16 protein-coding genes and 1 tRNA gene are annotated in these 17,860 nt (G+C 49.1%); 5 read left to right on the forward strand and 12 right to left on the reverse strand.

Features of this window, described 5'->3' with window-relative positions:
• Positions 1-25: 25 nt before the first annotated feature.
• Together btsT and WC5_RS12065 are read right to left on the reverse strand one after the other, a co-directional pair.
• The gene (btsT, locus tag WC5_RS12070; protein ID WP_001309197.1) at positions 26-2,176 is read right to left on the reverse strand and encodes a pyruvate/proton symporter BtsT; all 2,151 of its coding nucleotides are present in this window, start codon (positions 2,174-2,176) and stop codon (positions 26-28) included.
• A 414-nt stretch (positions 2,177-2,590) separates the two neighbouring features.
• Positions 2,591-3,133 (reverse strand): hypothetical protein, encoded by a 543-nt coding sequence (locus WC5_RS12065; RefSeq protein WP_000934394.1) that lies wholly within the window; start codon positions 3,131-3,133, stop codon positions 2,591-2,593.
• 227 nt (positions 3,134-3,360) lie between these two features.
• Here WC5_RS12065 and tsr point away from each other — a divergent pair, with 227 nt between their 5' ends.
• Positions 3,361-5,022, forward strand: coding sequence for a methyl-accepting chemotaxis protein (gene tsr, locus WC5_RS12060; protein ID WP_000919637.1), 1,662 nt, complete (start codon positions 3,361-3,363; stop codon positions 5,020-5,022).
• Positions 5,023-5,071: 49 nt separating this feature from the next.
• On the opposite strand, the gene WC5_RS12055 is transcribed toward tsr, so the two are convergent.
• Both WC5_RS12055 and WC5_RS12050 read right to left on the reverse strand, forming a co-directional pair.
• Positions 5,072-6,433 (reverse strand): MFS transporter, encoded by a 1,362-nt coding sequence (locus WC5_RS12055; protein WP_000410122.1) that lies wholly within the window; start codon positions 6,431-6,433, stop codon positions 5,072-5,074.
• 218 nt (positions 6,434-6,651) lie between these two features.
• Entirely contained in the window at positions 6,652-7,566 is a 915-nt protein-coding gene (locus WC5_RS12050) for a GntR family transcriptional regulator (protein ID WP_000091592.1), read from the reverse strand.
• A gap of 138 nt (positions 7,567-7,704) precedes the next feature.
• Here WC5_RS12050 and WC5_RS12045 point away from each other — a divergent pair, with 138 nt between their 5' ends.
• A complete protein-coding gene (locus tag WC5_RS12045; protein WP_001124255.1) occupies positions 7,705-8,727 on the forward strand; it encodes a zinc-binding alcohol dehydrogenase family protein in 1,023 nt (340 codons plus the stop codon).
• Positions 8,728-8,846: 119 nt separating this feature from the next.
• Here WC5_RS12045 and opgB read toward each other — a convergent pair whose 3' ends face one another.
• The 6 genes from opgB to WC5_RS12015 form a co-directional block, all read right to left on the reverse strand.
• Positions 8,847-11,138 (reverse strand): phosphatidylglycerol--membrane-oligosaccharide glycerophosphotransferase, encoded by a 2,292-nt coding sequence (gene opgB / locus WC5_RS12040; RefSeq protein WP_024191056.1) that lies wholly within the window; start codon positions 11,136-11,138, stop codon positions 8,847-8,849.
• A 254-nt stretch (positions 11,139-11,392) separates the two neighbouring features.
• Positions 11,393-11,884: a DUF2501 domain-containing protein YjjA gene (yjjA, locus tag WC5_RS12035; protein ID WP_016231567.1), complete on the reverse strand. Its 492-nt coding sequence runs from the start codon at positions 11,882-11,884 to the stop codon at positions 11,393-11,395.
• A gap of 48 nt (positions 11,885-11,932) precedes the next feature.
• Positions 11,933-12,670 carry a replicative helicase loader DnaC gene (gene dnaC / locus WC5_RS12030; protein ID WP_000799917.1) on the reverse strand — a complete coding sequence of 246 codons (738 nt, stop codon included), beginning with the start codon at positions 12,668-12,670 and terminating at the stop codon, positions 11,933-11,935.
• A 2-nt stretch (positions 12,671-12,672) separates the two neighbouring features.
• Entirely contained in the window at positions 12,673-13,212 is a 540-nt protein-coding gene (dnaT, locus tag WC5_RS12025) for a primosomal protein DnaT (RefSeq protein WP_010351507.1), read from the reverse strand.
• Positions 13,213-13,318: 106 nt separating this feature from the next.
• Positions 13,319-13,792: a threonine/serine exporter gene (locus tag WC5_RS12020; RefSeq protein ID WP_000525340.1), complete on the reverse strand. Its 474-nt coding sequence runs from the start codon at positions 13,790-13,792 to the stop codon at positions 13,319-13,321.
• Positions 13,783-14,553 (reverse strand): threonine/serine exporter family protein, encoded by a 771-nt coding sequence (locus WC5_RS12015; RefSeq protein ID WP_010351504.1) that lies wholly within the window; start codon positions 14,551-14,553, stop codon positions 13,783-13,785. The genes WC5_RS12020 and WC5_RS12015 overlap by 10 nt, the downstream gene beginning before the upstream one ends.
• A gap of 617 nt (positions 14,554-15,170) precedes the next feature.
• Between WC5_RS12015 and WC5_RS12010 the strand changes: the two genes are divergently transcribed.
• Positions 15,171-15,896, forward strand: a complete 726-nt coding sequence (locus tag WC5_RS12010) for a helix-turn-helix domain-containing protein (RefSeq protein WP_000936646.1) — start codon at positions 15,171-15,173, stop codon at positions 15,894-15,896.
• Positions 15,854-16,531 carry a DNA-binding transcriptional activator BglJ gene (gene bglJ, locus WC5_RS12005; RefSeq protein WP_016159441.1) on the forward strand — a complete coding sequence of 226 codons (678 nt, stop codon included), beginning with the start codon at positions 15,854-15,856 and terminating at the stop codon, positions 16,529-16,531. The genes WC5_RS12010 and bglJ overlap by 43 nt, the downstream gene beginning before the upstream one ends.
• A 37-nt stretch (positions 16,532-16,568) precedes the next feature.
• On the opposite strand, the gene fhuF is transcribed toward bglJ, so the two are convergent.
• Positions 16,569-17,357, reverse strand: coding sequence for a siderophore-iron reductase FhuF (fhuF, locus tag WC5_RS12000; RefSeq protein ID WP_000222382.1), 789 nt, complete (start codon positions 17,355-17,357; stop codon positions 16,569-16,571).
• 140 nt (positions 17,358-17,497) lie between these two features.
• On the opposite strand from fhuF, the gene WC5_RS11995 reads away from it, so the two are divergent.
• Positions 17,498-17,734, forward strand: coding sequence for a DUF1435 domain-containing protein (locus WC5_RS11995; protein WP_016231568.1), 237 nt, complete (start codon positions 17,498-17,500; stop codon positions 17,732-17,734).
• A 38-nt stretch (positions 17,735-17,772) separates the two neighbouring features.
• On the opposite strand, the gene WC5_RS11990 is transcribed toward WC5_RS11995, so the two are convergent.
• Positions 17,773-17,859: transfer RNA gene (locus tag WC5_RS11990), tRNA-Leu, on the reverse strand.
• Position 17,860: the final 1 nt, after the last annotated feature.

Here is a 17,860-nt window from a genome sequence, read left to right on the forward strand (position 1 = left end):
CCCGCCGAAGCGGGGCTAAACACGGTTAGTGGTGCGAAGAGATCTTCACGCCGCCTTCCGGGATTGGAACGTACGGTGTTTCTTTGTCAGTACGTTTGTCGCTGTTACGCACCTTCAGCCAGGTTTTGAAACCGTAGAAGATGATGCTGTACACCACAATCAGGAACAGAATACTCAGGCCTGCGTTGGTGTAGTTGTTCACAACGATGTGGTTCATGTTGGCAATCTGCTGCGCCGTCAGGTCAGTACCGTTAGCAATCTTCTCTTTGTACTGGCTTGCCATGTAGAAGAAGCCTTCCATCTGCGGGTTGGTGCTGAACAGTTTCAGACCCAGCGCCCAGGTGGTGCAAATAAGCAGCCATACCGCCGGAACAACAGTTACCCAGATGTATTGGGTACGCTTCATCTTAATCAGCACAACGGTGCCTAGTACCAGCGCCACGGCTGCCAGCATCTGGTTAGAGATACCGAACAGCGGCCACAGGCTCTTAACGCCGCCCAGCGGATCGACCACGCCCTGATACAGCAGGTAGCCCCACAGACCCACACAGCCCGCTGTACCGATGATACCGGCAACCAGAGAGTCGGTTTTTTTCAGGAACGGGATGAAGTTACCCAGCAGGTCTTGCAGCATAAAGCGGCCAGAACGCGTACCGGCATCCAGTGCGGTCAGGATGAACAGTGCTTCGAACAGAATACCGAAGTGATACCAGAAGCCCATGTCAGCCATCGGCAGCACTTTGTGGAACACGTGTGCGATACCTACCGCCAGCGTCGGCGCTCCACCTGCACGGTTCAGGACAGAAGGCTCACCAATGTCTTTCGCGGTTTGCAGGATCTGCTCTGGAGAAATCACGAAGCCCCAGGAGCTGACGGTTGCGGCCGCGTGTGCGGTAACGTCTTTCAGCTGCGCCATGATGATCGGCGCGTTCTCGCCACCCATTTCATGCAGGTTAGGCATGGTGATGCCAAGACCCGCAGGCGGGGTGTTCATCGCGAAGTAAAGACCCGGTTCGATGATGGACGCAGCAACCAGCGCCATAATCGCCACGAAGGACTCCATCAGCATTGCGCCGTAGCCAATGAAACGCGCGTCGGTTTCGTTAGCCAGCAGTTTCGGCGTCGTACCGGAAGAGATCAGCGCGTGGAAGCCAGATACCGCACCACAGGCGATGGTGATGAACAGGAACGGGAACAGAGCGCCTTTCCACAGCGGGCCAGTACCGTCAATGTACTGGGTCATCGCAGGCATTTTCAGTTCCGGGTTCAGCACCACGATACCCAGCGCCAGGCCGACGATAACGCCGATTTTCAGAAAGGTTGCCAGATAGTCGCGCGGTGCGAGGATCAGCCACACCGGCAGCAGTGCGGAAACAAACGCATAGCCAATCAGCGCGAAGGTAATGGTGGTGTCTTTAAAGGTCAGTGCCGGCCCCCAGTACGGATCGTGAGCAATCACGCCACCGAAGTAGATAGAGGCAACCAGCAGCACGATACCAATGACAGAGACTTCACCCACACGCCCCGGACGGATAAAGCGCATGTAGATACCCATAAACAGCGCAATCGGTACGGTTGAGCAAACGGTGAAGACACCCCACGGACTTTCGGCCAGGGCTTTAACCACAATCAGCGCCAGGACGGCGAGGATGATGATCATGATTAAGAAACAGCCAAACAGCGCGATAGTCCCCGGTACTGGCCCCATCTCTTCTTTGATCATCTCACCGAGAGATGCGCCATTACGGCGAGAAGAGATAAACAACACCATAAAGTCTTGCACTGCACCGGCCAGCACTACCCCCGCCAGTAGCCACAGCGTACCCGGCAGGTAGCCCATCTGCGCGGCGAGAACCGGACCAACCAGCGGACCGGCACCGGCGATAGCGGCGAAGTGGTGACCAAACAACACGTAACGGTTGGTCGGAACATAGTTCAGACCGTCGTTGTTAATAACCGCAGGCGTCGCGCGCGTGGGATCGAGTTTCATCACCTTCTGAGCGATGTACAGACTATAGTAGCGATACGCCACCAGATACACCGACACAGAGGCGACCACGATCCACAGGGCACTGACGTGCTCCCCCCGACGTAATGCAACTACCGCGAGGCAGAATGCACCGATGATTCCAAGAATCACCCAGGGTATGTGCTTGAATAGTTTTTTCGTATCCATAGTAAAACCTGGCATTTTACTCGTCGTCTTTTGGCTTACTGGTGCGGCAGCTACATTCGCTCCCCCAGTCACTTACTGTTGTAAGCTTCCTGGGATTCACTCACTTGCTGCCTTCCTGCAAACCAAAATCCATAGAGTAATTTGTTAATCATAGGCCGAAGCCGTTCTAGGTTTGCGTTGCGTTTGAGGAGGTAAATTGACCGCTATCCTGCAGTGATGTTGCCAGAGTTACGCGCGCGTAAAGTAAGGTAAATAACTGAGTGGTTATATTAGGGACGTAAGCGGTCAGTTTTGCAGTTGAGCGGTATTGGGCGAGGTTTATGAAGGCTATTTATGTGATATTGATCACAACCGAAGCGATTTTTAGCCCTCGGTTGTGTTACTCATATAAAAATTATATTCACGCTATAAATATTAAATAACAATATAGCAATATGGTGTGTTATTTATTTCTTTAAGTAAAACGTGTTTTTTACGAGATTTAGTAAGGTAAAATTTCTCATCTAAATAACTGTCGATGAGATAATCCAGTCTTTCCTTGTCTATCATGGGGGTGATGCCCAGGGTCCAGAAACTACGCAAATCAAGTTCAGAACGTTTAATTTTGGCACTTTTCTCTAAGTCTGCGATCATATTTTTAACACAACTAGTCGCGTCTCTGTTTTGTTTTATTTCAAGTGCGATATAGCTATCTTGCGTCCAGCCTTTTTTACGTAATAAGAAATCTGTGCGGAGTGTGGGGCGCACGGGATTTCTGCGCTTATCACAGCAAAGTGTTTGTTCTCGCCACCATTCATGGCCTGTTGAGCAGAGCATATTGGCAAATTCAACCTGAAGCCACACTTCCCAACCAGTGATATTGTTTTGGTCAATAATATTAAGTTTTTGACAAATATCCTCACGTTCAAAAAAGAGATGTAATAGCGTTGAGAGATGATCGAAGTCACGGTTTAACATTTCAGACGTCCTTTCTTAAAAATTCACATATAGAACATATTTCGTTCAAAACAGATACAGTTAGTGTGAAAAAAATAAGAAAGAAAAATGTATCAATGAGTGGTTATTGTATTTTTGAACAAAAATAAAAAAGTGAGGTAAATTTAACCAGTTTCAGGTCGCTACCTATAAAGTTTTCTCATTCCAGGCCGAAAATCCTGCTATCGGTCAACAGGAAAAGAGAAACCATGTTAAAACGTATCAGGATCGTGACCAGCTTACTGCTGGTTTTGGCCGTTTTCGGCCTTTTGCAACTGACATCAGGCAGCCTGTTCTTTAACGCTTTAAAAAAGGACAAAGAAAATCTCTCCGTCTTACAAACCATTCGCCAGCAGCAATCTACGCTAAATGGCAGTTGGGTTGCGTTGTTGCAGACGCGTAACACCCTCAACCGTGCGGGTATCCGCTACATGATGGATCAGAACAATATTGGCAGCGGTTCGACCGTCGCCGAGCTGATGCAGAGTGCCACTATTTCGCTGAAACAAGCGGAAAAAAACTGGGCAGATTACGAAGCATTACCGCGAGACTTGCATCAGAGCACAGCGGCTGCCACGGAGATCAAACGTAATTACGATATCTATCACAATGCACTGGCGGAGCTGATCCAGTTGTTAGGGGCGGGCAAAATCAACGAGTTTTTTGACCAACCTACTCAGGGATATCAGGACGGTTTCGAGAAGCAGTATATGGCGTACATGCAGCAAAACGATCGTCTCTATGACATCGCCGTCACCGATAATAATGCTGCCTTTAACCAGGCAATGTGGGTGCTGGCGGGTGTGCTGATTGTCGTACTGGCGGTTATCTTCGCCGTCTGGTTTGGTATTAAAACGTCGCTGGTGGCGCCGATGAATCGCCTGATCGACAACATTCGTCATATTGCTGGCGGTGATCTGGTGAAACCGATCGAGGTAGACGGCTCTAATGAAGTGGGGCAACTGGCAGAGAGTTTGCGCCATATGCAAAGTGAACTGGTACGTACCGTGGGTGATGTGCGTAATGGTGCTAATGCCATCTATAGCGGAGCCAGCGAAATCGCTACCGGTAATAACGATCTCTCTTCACGCACTGAGCAACAAGCCGCTTCGTTAGAAGAGACGGCAGCCAGCATGGAGCAATTGACTGCGACAGTGAAACAGAATGCCGAGAACGCGCGACAGGCAAGCCATCTGGCGTTAAGTGCTTCCGAAACGGCACAACGTGGCGGTAATGTGGTCGATAGCGTGGTACAAACCATGCGCGATATTTCCACAAGCTCGCAGAAAATTGCCGATATTATCAGTGTCATCGACGGCATTGCTTTCCAGACGAATATTCTGGCCTTGAATGCGGCAGTCGAAGCAGCACGCGCGGGTGAACAAGGTCGTGGTTTTGCGGTGGTCGCGGGAGAAGTGCGTAATCTGGCTCAGCGTAGCGCCCAGGCGGCGCGTGAAATTAAAAGCCTGATAGAAGATTCGGTTGGCAAAGTGGATGTCGGATCGACACTCGTCGAAAGCGCCGGGGAAACTATGGCGGAGATTGTCAGCGCCGTGACCCGTGTGACCGATATCATGGGCGAAATTGCCTCCGCTTCAGATGAGCAGAGTCGCGGTATCGATCAGGTTGGCTTAGCGGTTGTCGAGATGGACCGGGTAACACAACAGAACGCTGCGCTGGTGGAAGAGTCTGCCGCTGCTGCCGCCGCGCTGGAAGAGCAGGCCAGCCGCCTGACTGAAGCTGTGGCTGTATTTCGTATTCAGCAAGAGCAACAGCGTCAGCGCGAAGCGTTGGCGGTAAAAACGGTGGCACCGATGGTGTCGCGTAAAGCGGTAGTGGCTGATAGCGGGGATAACTGGGAAACGTTTTAATTGCCACAAAAAATGCCCGATAAGCGATGACTTATCGGGCAAGGGGAGATTACTCTTTATGCGGATCGCTAATGGGTTGATGTACCATGAAGATGTACGCCAGCGCGCCTGCTGCGGTGACGCAACCGCAGATGAGTAGCGCCAGACGGAATGAGTGAGTGGTATCGACAATAAAACCGGTAATAATCGGCGCTAATGAGGCGCAGATGAAGCTGGCAAAGTTCTGGATACTGCCCACTGACGCGGTCATGCGAGAAGCGACCGCTACGTGAACCAGTCCCCAGCAGGATGTACTGGCAAAGTGAAGGCAGAACAACGCCATGCCAATCAGCAGAACCGCGCTCATGGGGGTTGTCGCTTGCGGTACTATCAGAGTAAAGGCGGCTGAACTGAACATCCCGGTAATAATACAGAGCTTACGGTTCTTAATCGGCTTCATCCCTCCTTTGACCAGCCAGTCGGTCACATATCCGTTGAGTAGCATCCCGATCCCACCGAACAGGAAAGGTATTGCCGCCATCAAGCCCGTGCTTTTTAAATCCAGGTGATAGGCTGTTTGCAGGTAACCCGGCAACCAGGCAATGTACAGCCATGCCGCATAGTTGATACCACTGAAACCGAGCATCATTCCCCACATTGTGCGGTTACGAAACAGGCTGCGCCATTCGGCAAAAGTGAGTGGGTCGCGGCGGGTATTGACACTACCGGCGTTGAGATAGGTTTGTTCAACGGCGGTCAGCACTACCTGCTCGCGGTTGCGATAGAGCATAAACCAGGCGATGGCGAGAAAAATACCCAGTGATCCGATGGTTATAAACATCCCACGCCAGCCGATGGCCAGCATTATCGCTGCCAGAATCGGCGGGCTTATGGCAACACCAATGATGGCGGCTGCGTTAAAAAAGCCCATCGGACGTCCACGTTCTTTGATGTTGAACCAGTCGTTAATCACTTTAACACCGCACGGGTTCATGGGAGCCTCACCGATCCCCATACCAATACGTACCAGCACGAACTGCGTAAAGCTGTGTACCATGCCAGACATTGCCTGGAATAGCGACCAGACTAGCATCCCTAGTCCCAACATCAGACGTGAACCTTTGCGATCCAGCAGTGCGCCTGCTGGCAATTGCGCAATCCCGTAAGAGAGCGAGAACACGGAGAGTAAAGCGCCCATCTCGGTGGCGTTTAACCCCAGTTCTCCACGAATAGTTACATTCGCCACCGACAGCGAACTGCGATCGAGAAAATTTATTACCGCAGCAATAAATAATAACAACATGGCGGTGGTTTGAATGTGTTTAATTCGTGTACTGCGTTGAATTAATCCATTTGGTGGCACGGGGATATCTACCGACGACGTTGAGCGAAAGGAAGATTGCGGATCGAGGGTAATATTTTCTTTTTCCACGCCGAACTCCTGTATCTATAATATATTAATTATTTGCGTAATTATGTATTGCGCAGGGTTAATATTAATGGCAGATGAAATCTTTAGGATTTCACTACCGCTCACAAGAAAACATTTATAGTCGACTGGTTGCGAGCATAGGTAAGTCGGAAATTTCGGGTGTTTATATTTTGATAAAACCGTGCACAAACTAATAGTTTGCTGTTTTTAATCTGTATTTAATAAACGTACCGCTTGTTCTTCTTGATGGAACGAATCATCGCTTGTTTAGCTGAATTCAAATGGTTACGTAGTGCAAGCGTAGCATCCACATAGCTGCGGCAAACCAAAGCACTGAGAATAGTCATATGCTCATCTATGGCTATGATATTGCGCTGCCGGCGATCGTTTTCGTCCCATTGATAGTGGAAATGAAAGATGACGGAGATAATATCAATGGATTGATTGAAAAAGATATTGTCAGTGGCTGAAAGCAATAAGGAATGGAACTCTCTGTCCAGTTGCGAGAACGTGTGAAAATTACTGCCGATGTTGTTACGCAGCATTCGGTGGCGTTCGAGCATGGTTTTCACCTGAAACCAGCGCGGATCATTATCAGGCAGGGTGAGAAAACGCTGGATTGAGCGCGTTTCCAACATTTCGCGCAGTTCAAAAAGCTGCTCGGCGTAGGATTGATCGAAATGCTTTATCCTCCACTGACCGCGTTTTTCGCTTTGGGTGAGGTTATAGCACCATAATTTTAAAAGATATTTTCTTGCCGTAATCGAGCTGACACCTGCCGCTCGCGCCAGTTGCAGCTCAGAAAAAGTTTCACCAGGCAATAACTGACGCTGATTTATCATCGTGAAAAAAAACTGCTCAAATACTTTGTCTTGCTCGCTTATCGAAGCTGCGGGACAGGCAAAACCATCGTTGTGATCAGGTTTACGCGTGATGACGTGGTCATTCCCGACCTGCGTCAGGACACCGCATTCGCGTAAGTGGCTGAGAACATGACGCACCGTGGTGCGACTGACGTTGTACATTTCCGCTAGTGAGCTTTGCGATGGGAGTGGGGAAGGGATATGACCACATACCATCTCATCAATAAACTGGTTAACCACATTATGGCGTAAATTTTGTGAGCGACTCATATTTTTCTCCTTGTCGCGCTATTAAAACCCGATTTAAAACATTTTTATGCGTGTATTTTCACAAAATAGATTTTCTATTTCACTGGCATTTTTCATTTTCATTGATATCTAAGACAACAAAAAATGGAGAGCAGAATTATGCCTAAGATAAATACATTAATTTGCCAGAAACCGAAAGAATTAGTCTGGAAACAATATGAAATGCCAATTCCCGGTGGCGATGAAGTATTGATAAAGATTAAGTCTGTCGGAATTTGTGGTACTGATATTCATGCCTGGGGTGGAAATCAACCATTTTTTAGTTATCCACGCGTGTTAGGCCATGAAATATGTGGAGAGATTGTTGAATTAGGTAAAGATATTGCTGATCTCAAAAATGGCCAGCAAGTTGCAGTGATCCCTTATATCGCCTGTCAGCAATGCCCGGCGTGTAAAAGTGGTCGCACCAACTGCTGTGAAAGCATTTCGGTCATAGGGGTGCATCAGGATGGCGGTTTTAGTGAGTATTTAAGCGTGCCAGAGGCGAACATTTTGCCCGCAGACGGCATCGACCCACAGGCGGCAGCGTTGATTGAACCCTTCGCCATTAGTGCTCATGCGGTGCGCCGCGCGGCAGTTGCGCCTGGCGAGCAGGTGCTGGTGATTGGGGCGGGGCCAATCGGTCTCGGCGCGGCGGCAATTGCTAAAGTTGATGGCGCACAGGTGGTGGTGGTGGATACCAGCCCGGCGCGGCGTGAGCATGTGATAAGGCATCTGGAGCTGCCCGTTCTTGATCCGTTCGCAGAAGATTTTGATGACCAACTACGCGCGCAATTTGGCGGCTCTCTGGCGCAGAAAGTGATCGACGCGACAGGTAATCAACATGCGATGAATAACACTGTTAATCTGATTCGCCACGGTGGCACGGTAGTCTTTGTCGGCCTGTTTAAAGGCGATTTGCAAATCTCTGATCCAGAATTCCACAAAAAAGAGGCCACAATAATGGGCAGCCGTAACGCTACGCCGGAAGATTTTGCGAAAGTCTGGCGACTGATGGCGGAAGGGAAGATCACTGCCGGCATGATGTTAACCCATCGCTATCCGTTCGCCACGCTGGCAGAAACCTATGAGCGCGATGTGATTAACAATCGTGAGTTGATTAAGGGTGTGGTTACTTTCTGATAATGAGTGACTGGTAAAGTGGCTATGCAGTGTTGGACACTATTTTTATTTATCAATAATGTTTTGTTGGTCGGATAAGACGTTTACGCGTCTTATCCGACCTGTAAATCCGTCAGTGTTTACCCTTCACGCGCCACCACTTTAATTTCCACCATCCCGATACCGAGTTTACGCGGCGAGTGACCGAGAATATTCCCTTCGTTGGTTGCGACGGGTTCCGGCGGCACAATCACCAGGGTGTCGGCATCGGTTGGGTTATCGAAATGCAGCGTAGTGGTGGTCACTTCGTTGCCCAGCACAATGGTTTGTTCTTCATTGCCAACGCGTACCGGAATGGGGCGGCTGGCGTTATTACCGTAGGCTTTGGCGGTAATCACCAGATCAAATTTCTTCGGCAGCGGATGCTTGTACTCGATTTTCACTTCATCGCCAAGCTGTGCATTAGACCAGCGACCCCACGACTCCGGACGGGAAATCCCGCTAAACTGTTTCACCTCTTCCGGCGCACCCGCGACGTTAAAGATGAAACTGTCTGCTTTGTAGCGAATATCGTTATCGACAATCTTCAGTGTATCGACATTGCCTTTGTAGCGTGCCATGTCGATGACCGTGTCCTTAAATGCCGTTTTACCTTTCCATTCTGGCTTATCGACATGCTGCACAGTTTGTTGCCCGCCAAGTTGCCCCTGTGAAACACACCAGTCGGTAGAAAGCGCCAGTTCCGGCGCCCACAACTGCCCCATTTTGTAGCAGCGGTCAACCCAGATGAAATTATCACGTGGGGCGAAATCGGCCAGTTGGAAACGCAGTGGTGCGGAGTATTCACTTTCTGGCAGCGGTTCCACTCGTTTGTCTGAAACCCGCAGCAGCAGCGGCAAACGGAAATGACTACCCGAGAAGGCGATCATGTTTTTATTCTGATTGATGGTAAATTCTTTTATCTCGGTGGGGAATTTCCACAGACGAATGATATCCGGCTTCCACGCCAGTACTTTCTCTTTCATGTTCAGGAACACTTCTGACATTGACTGACCAGAAAGGCTACTGCGTCCGAGGCCGATAAAATTATCACCACCAAGGATATCCAGTACCGTAGCGCCGTTATCCATCGTGTTGCGCTTCACTGCCAGCGTCTCTTGCTGCGGTTTGTCGCCACGGATGACAAAAAACAGGTTATTGCGATCCTGCTTATTGAGGTATTTCCACGCCGTGTTATTCATCGCTAAATGGTCAGAAGAGACGACGATGACGGTATCTTTAAACCACGGTGACGCTTTGATTTTGTTGATAAACGTCGCGATGTTCTCCTGGCTGCAACTTACCGCGCTGAATGACTGGTTCGGTTTTCCGTCAAAATCATATTTTTTGCGATTACAGGTACGAGAGATAAAACCATCCGGGTGATGGGTATCGACCGTCAGGGTAAACAGTGAGAACCGCTGACCAGAGCGGGAAAGCTCTTCAAATTTTTTCCATGCTTCATCCAGCACGGTATCGTCGTAGAATCCCCAGTCGTTGCGATAATGCGGGTCTGCGACCACGCTTTTTAGTTCTTCCGAGCCGTACAAATGGTCGAAGCCGTGTGATTTCAGGAACACATCTTTACCGGCAAAACGCAGATTGGCTCCCTGTACGAAATAGTTCTGATAACCCGAGTTTTTCAGGATATCGCCCAGACAGATGTTCTGCGGGAAGAAGCTGGAAACGGATGCAGAAGCGTTGCCTTCAAATGGAGCAAAAAGCGGAATACCACACTGGGAAGCCACCATGCCCGCAATCGTGTAGTCCGTTCCCGGCAACTGCTGCGTGTGGCTGAAATCCAGACTTTCATTTTTCAGCGCGCCCAGTTCAGGCGTGAGATCCGGGAAAGCATCGTTGTCAAAATAGGTGCGTTCGAGGCTTTCTCCGTAGATATAAACCAGGTTGAGTTTCGGGTCAGGAATGGTTTTCGACGGTTCTTTATAATAAGCCGCAAAGTCCGGATCGCCGTCGCGCGACTGGGATTTCACCAGTTCTGTTATCTGACGAAACGCCGGGCTGGCATCGACAGAACCTAGTGCCAGCAAGAGCGCCAAAAGGCTGTAACCAAAATGGTGCGGATGATGACGTCGGCGGCGCAGGATCCAGCCCAGTGCACCGAAAACGACTGCCAGTGCCAGTGCAATGCCAATACCTGGCAGGATATATTTGCTGACGCCTGCACCGGTCAGGCTGTTGGTTAAGGTATAGAGAACCGCGTCGTTAATACCATCGCCAGTAAAATAGTCGCTGGCAAACAGGGTAATATTTAAAACGACAAATAACCCTAACACCGTTAACGTGGCGGCAAACCACCAGGTGTTACGTCCCGCTTTCCATGCGTAGATCAGCACAGAGGCGAGAAACAAGGCAAATGAGAGTAGTTCTGACAACGGGCGATCCTCACTAAACCAGGCTGTGTAGCCGATGCTTAAGATTTTTTGAGAAACACAATGTAATGGCGCTGCCATATTGCTGCAATTCTAGTGTCAAAAAAATGCGATGTTGTTAGGAATTAGTTTATAAACAGACTTTTTTGATCGAGGTTGTTTCCCGCATAGCAGGGGATGAAAGCGTCAGAAGTGGGAAAAAGAGAAGGGGATTGCCGCGCCAGCCGATTAACAGCTAAAACGCGGCGTTATGCGGATCAAGAGATAAAGTTCAGACCTTGCTTTAATACCAGATCGCAGGCTTTGGTTTTCACTTTCTCCGCCAGCGGAGTCGTACCGATGTTATCCAGATTAAGCTGCTGGCCATCTTTGGTTTTCAGCAAACCCTGAATGCCGTCCAGATAGTTGGTGTCTTCTTTCTGCTCTTCGCTGTTCAGACCCAGCTTCTCCAGTACCTGGTTTTTGATGTTTTCCGCATCGGTCACCGAAGCCAGCTTTTGCTTCGCGCAGTATTGCAGAATGCCTGCGGCATTGTTCATGTTATCTGCGCTTAATGCCTGATTGCCGCTACTAAGCAGGTTAGTTAATGAAGCGAGCGACCAGCCGCCTTCCTGTGTGGTGTTTTGATTGCCTAACTCGCTGGCGGCGCTGGAGAGCGCATCTTTCCAGGAAGCGGCATTCACCCCGGCGGAAATTAATGCGCTGGCGGTAATTGCACAGCACAGAAGGTGTTTAACAGTTTTCATCATCATTACTCAAGGTGGAATTTTGTCGCAGTATAACGCCGGGAATGGGGATTAATACTCTTTACCCGTTACCCGACTACGATAACTGTCCCAGTTGAAGATCACCCACAGACTGTTACCCAGGCGCATACGATCCATAACACGCTCGCCCAGCAACTTCGTCATTTCCTCCACATTGCTGTTTGTCAGCATTCCGGTTGGGCGCTTGGAAGAAGAGCGACGATCGACGATCTGATTGATGATCACTTTTTCGTATTTAGATTCGGTCTGCACGCCGATCTCGTCGATCACCAGTAGATCAACGTTGCTCAGATCGTTGAGCAGTTGTTCTTCACTGGCACCGCTATTTTTGAAGGTATCTTTCATCGCCGACATAATATCGGCAACAGTAATAATCAATACCGATTTGCCGCGCAGCAGTAGTTCGTTGCAGATTGCCGCCGCCAAATGGTTTTTACCGGTGCCCGGCTTGCCAGAAAAGATAAAGCTGGCGATGTTGCCGTCGAACTCTTCGACATACTGACGCGCTTTGCTCAACGCATTCATCTGCCCTTCGCATTCAACACGATAGTTCTCAAAGGAACAGTTCTGATGCAGCGGACGAATGCCGGAGCGGTTAAAGGTGCGCTGCATTTTCATCGCCCGATTCTCGCGCTCCAGAGCGGCGGAGCGGAGCGCCCCTTGTTCTTTCTGCCACGCCAGAAGTTCTTCACCCGTTTTGAAGGCGGGTTTGATATGGGCAGGCATCATTTTTTGCAGGCGTTGCATCAGGTCGCCAACGTTTTTCATCGTTAACCTCTGAATCCTGGTGGAATTTGGCTGTCAGGTTCGCTGACCGTGTTCACATCTCGTTTGGCCAGGCCGCCGTTGCTGGCGCGACCAATTTGCAGACTGCGCGCAAGTTTTTGCTGCCACTGTACATGGTGAAAGACTTTGCCTTCCGCCTGCCAGTAGGCAATGAATGAGGCCAGTTCTTCGGCGGTAGCGGGCTCTCTTAGTGCCACGCCCCACAACGCGGCCTGGCGAGTGAAGTCGGCATCGGGTCGCCAGTCTGGGTACATGGCAAATTTTCCCATCGGTACGGCAACGGGGGCAGTTTGCGGTTCCTGATAGAGTTGATCGTCCAGAGCGACATCGCTTCCCGGACGTGCCAGCTTTTCTTCCAGCGCCAGCAGTTCAGCAAGACGCGCGGGCGTGACGGCATAAAACGCCGGAGCGTTGTTAGCAAATACGGCAACCATTCCGCCTTCAGCTTTTGCCAGAACGGTCTGGTGATCGTGTACCAGGGCGTCAATACCAACGACGTCCGGGGTCAAAACTCTGGAAGACATACTGTTTCTCAATATGGAACGATGAACGAGAAGGGAGATTACTTTTATAGTAACACACGGATGAAAGGAGGCTGTCTCTCATCCGTGTGCTTTAAGCGAGGCAATTTTATACGCGAGGGCGCTTGCGGTACAACCATAATCCAGGAATGGAAAGACCGATGGATAATGCACCAACAATTGATGATGCCGTAAGAAAGTTGGTTAACAGGGTAATCATCAACGGCTCGCTATAACCTAACTGACTGATTTTTACAGCTGAAATCATTGCTGTATAAGCAGAAATGCCAGGGAACATGGGGATAACAGCCGCCACGGTAAATACTTTTGGATGCGCCAGATACCAGCGCGACCATTGAATACCAATGGTGCCGACCAGCATAGATGCCATAAAGGTTGACCACTCAATATTCAGCCCGGTAGTCATTAAGATCATTCGTGAACCATGACCAATCGCGCCAAGCAGCGCACACCAGCGTAACGCCCGAACCGGAACATTGAATACCATCGCAAATCCGACCGCAGGAATTGCCGCGAGGATCATATCCTGCACCAACGCTATGAGAAATTCGATCATACCCATCCGCGTAGTCCCCAAATCGTCAGTGCCATCACCACGCCAACGCAGGTAGCCAACGTCAACAGGCTGGCAATTGCCCAGCGTGCCAGCCCGGTATTGATGTGGCCTTTAAACATATCGGCGACGGCATTAATCAACGGAAAGCCCGGCACCAGCAACAGAACGCTGGCCGCCATCGCTATGGTAGGCGTATGACTGAATGTCGGAAGTTGTAAAAGGAGGCCGGAAATCGTGGTGGCGGCAAATGCGGTGAGGCAAAAGTTTATCTGCGGGTGAAGATGGCGTTGTGCCAGCAGTTGGCGGATGTACATGGCGATCATGCTGGCAAAGAACGTAATCAGCGCGCCGTCCCAGCCACCGTTATTCAGTTTGCAGAAACAGGCGCAAGAAAGTCCAACCATCAGGGCTACCAGCCAACGCGGATAGCGCAGAGGATGTATTTGACTAAAACGCTTCTCCACACCTTTGCAATCCAGCAATTTATGTTCCGCCAGAATCACAATGTGCTGTACTTCAGTAACCACATGCATATTAATGCCGCGATCCTGATTTTTACGTGTCGAGGTTAAACATTGACCATCTTTAATGGTGGTCAGCACAATTGCGTTGGAAGAGATGGAGCTTTCAACGCAGTCCATCCCCAGCGCACGCCCAAGTCGTGAAGAAAGCTCATCCACCAGCGCACTTTCCGCCCCGTGCTGCAAAAGAAATAATCCGCACTGGATACATAGCCGTGTTACGGCTCGCTGTTGCTCAGTTTGCATAACTCGCCCTTTGTCATAGACGTGCTGCGTATTGTTCAAATAATGAGACCCCATTTGTATCATGAAGCGCGGTTGTTTTGGGGTTGGTTAAGATCAAAATTGCGCTGATTAATTCTGGTTATGGTCACAGGAAGCGATCCGCGTCGGAGGTCAAATAAATATCCTCATGAATATTATCACTGAAATGAATTTATAGTTTTGTTTTTACTTGTTTGGCTAATAGCAGGAGAAATCAATTTTTCGAATCTGGATAAGAAATATCTTTCAGTTTTTATTGCTTTTTTTGTTGTTCTTTCGGACTAAAGGTCTTGTATTTTGCCTTTGGTCATTATTTTGAATGATATCGTAAACTGATTGGATTTGCGGTTTTTGATTAAGTATTTCTAACAACATAATTTAGATATTTTAAATGTGTCAGAGGTATTTTACCAGGTTATTATTTGATGCTAGCCTCCTGAAACATACAAAGGATTTTTGGTATGTCAGGGGTAAACTGATATGAAAGTGAATGCTAAGGATAATTTATTCGCTAGATCTATTAATTTGTTGGAGTCATTTGAGGGATGAATATCCTGATTAAACCATCATGATTTATAGAGAGTGGATATGGAGGATATATGTTGCCAGGATGCTGCAAAAATGGAATTGTTATCAGTAAAATACCCGTTATGCAGGCAGGATTAAAAGAGGTCATGAGGACCCATCTACCTGAATATGAAATAACGAGTAGCGCCTCTGCGGAGGAGTTGACCTTATTACAATTACGTCGTGCTGGGTTAGTGATTGCCGATTTATCCGGCGAAACGGAAGACCCGCGTTCCGTTTGTGAACATTACTATTCATTGATCTCACAATACCGGGAAATACATTGGGTTTTCATGGTTTCGCGTGCCTGGTACTCCCCGGCAGTAGAACTGCTTATGTGCCCAACAGCGACGTTACTGTCCGATGTCGAACCCATTGAGAATCTGGTTAAGACCGTTCGTTCCGGCAATGCGTATGCGGATCGTATCAGCGCCATGCTGACCTCTCCGGTAATGACTGAAACTCAGGATTTTAGCTATCGCACCGTCATTCTGACCCTTTCAGAGCGCAAGGTACTGCGGCTGTTAGGCAAAGGATGGGGCATCAACCAGATAGCTTCATTGCTCAAGAAAAGTAATAAAACTATCAGCGCACAAAAAAACAGTGCGATGCGTCGGCTGGCAATTCACAGCAATGCTGAGATGTATGCATGGATAAATAGCGCGCAGGGTGCAAGAGAACTTAACTTGCCTTCTGTTTATGGAGATGCCGCAGAATGGAACACAACCGAATTAAGAAGAGAAATGTCGCACTTATAGAAAAATGCGTCATGAGCAGTATCGGTATTGAGAGTTTATTCAGAAAGTTTGCGGGTAACCCTTATAAGCTCCACACCTATACCAGCCAGGAGTCGTTTCAGGATGCCATGTCGCGGTTCTCGTTTGCGGCGGTCATTTTTTCTTTTTCTGCCATGAGAAGTGAGCGTAGAGAAGGATTATCTTGCCTGACTGAGCTGGCGATTAAATTTCCGCGTACCCGACGTTTGGTTATTGCAGATGATGATATTGAAGCACGGTTGATCGGTTCATTATCTCCATCACCACTGGACGGAGTATTAAGTAAAGCATCGACGCTGGAAGTTTTTCATCAGGAGTTATTTCTGTCATTAAATGGTGTGCGTCAGGCAACCGATCGGCTGAACAATCAGTGGTACATTAACCAAAGTCGGACGTTAAGCCCAACGGAGAGAGAAATATTGCGTTTTATGTCGCGTGGCTACTCAATGACACAAATTGCCGAGCAGCTTAAACGCAATATCAAAACGATCCGCGCGCATAAATTTAATGTGATGTCGAAACTGGGCGTCAGTTCTGATGCAGGGTTGTTGGAGGCCGCAGATATTCTGTTATGTATGCGGCATTGCGAAGCAAGTAATGTGTTGCATCCCTATTAATCCGCATGATGCCGGGTTTACTTCCCCGGCAGTGCTTTCATTTCAGCGTACAATCGCCACATTGCTGCACATCCGGTAGGCGATAACGCTGGCAGCAGGTTCGGCGCACCAGCAGGCCGTCGCGCAGTACCACGGTACGCCAGAGTGGATTGTCTTCGCCGCTGGTGAGTGTTTTCTCAAAAAAGAGGGCATGGCGGAGCGATTCAACCGTCGCCTCGCCAAGCAACTGCTTCATTTCTGTCAGATACCAGTTGATCAAATAGCCGGTATTACTCCAGATGAGTTTGCCGTTAATCTCTCCAGTCGCTTCTAATGCCTGCACTACCGGGACAAGTGCCTGGCTGATTAACGTTTCCATTCGCTGTTGTGGAGAATGCGTTGTTGCGTTTTTATCTTCACACACATCGACCCAGAAACAGGCGGCGCGTCCGGTTTCGTGAAACTCAACGTGGAAATGCTCCGGGGAAAGGTCTAACGCTTTTTCCTGCGTCAGCAGCGCCAGCATTAATGGTGGCACCATCAGGCCGATATACCATTGTGCCCACAACGAGATCAGCGGCTTGTTCTCGCGGATCATCATCGGTTGGTTGCGGTAGATATGATCGGAATAGACCGCCAGTAGAGAACTTAGCGCATTCGGTGATGACCATTGCGCCAGCGTCATGGCGTTAAGCGGGGCGGGTTCATCCAGACGGATAAACTCCAGCAAATGCTCACGATGTTTGGCGATCGTCGCACGTACGGCTTGTGCAAGCCCAGCATCCTGCGGCTGGAGATGCGTTCGCCAGATGACATCTTCAGGAAGCGGTGCGGAACGATAGGTCATAATCGTGATGGTAATCTAAATGATAATGATTGCTAATCCTAGCGATAGGTTTACCCGATAGCAAGGGATTTCTCTGGCTTGCAAATGATAAAAATTATCATATGATATTGGTTATCATTATCAATGAAAGAGATGAAACCATGTTGCAACGTACGCTGGGCAGTGGCTGGGGAGTGTTGCTGCCGGGATTGCTGATTGCAGGGCTGATGTATGCGGATTTATCGCCGGATCAGTGGCGGATTGTCATTCTGATGGGATTAGTATTGACGCCGGTGATGCTGTATCACAAACAGTTACGGCATTATGTATTGCTACCATCGTGCCTGGCGCTTATTTCTGGCGTCATGCTGATGATAATAAACTGGAATCAGGGATGATAAAGCAGGGAAGAAACAAGAGAGAAAGTAAAGATAATTGGTGCGAGGGGGGGGACTTGAACCCCCACGTCCGTAAGGACACTAACACCTGAAGCTAGCGCGTCTACCAATTCCGCCACCTTCGCA

This window comes from Escherichia sp. KTE114 (assembly GCF_000407765.1).
Taxonomy (GTDB): Bacteria; Pseudomonadota; Gammaproteobacteria; order Enterobacterales; family Enterobacteriaceae; genus Escherichia; species Escherichia ruysiae.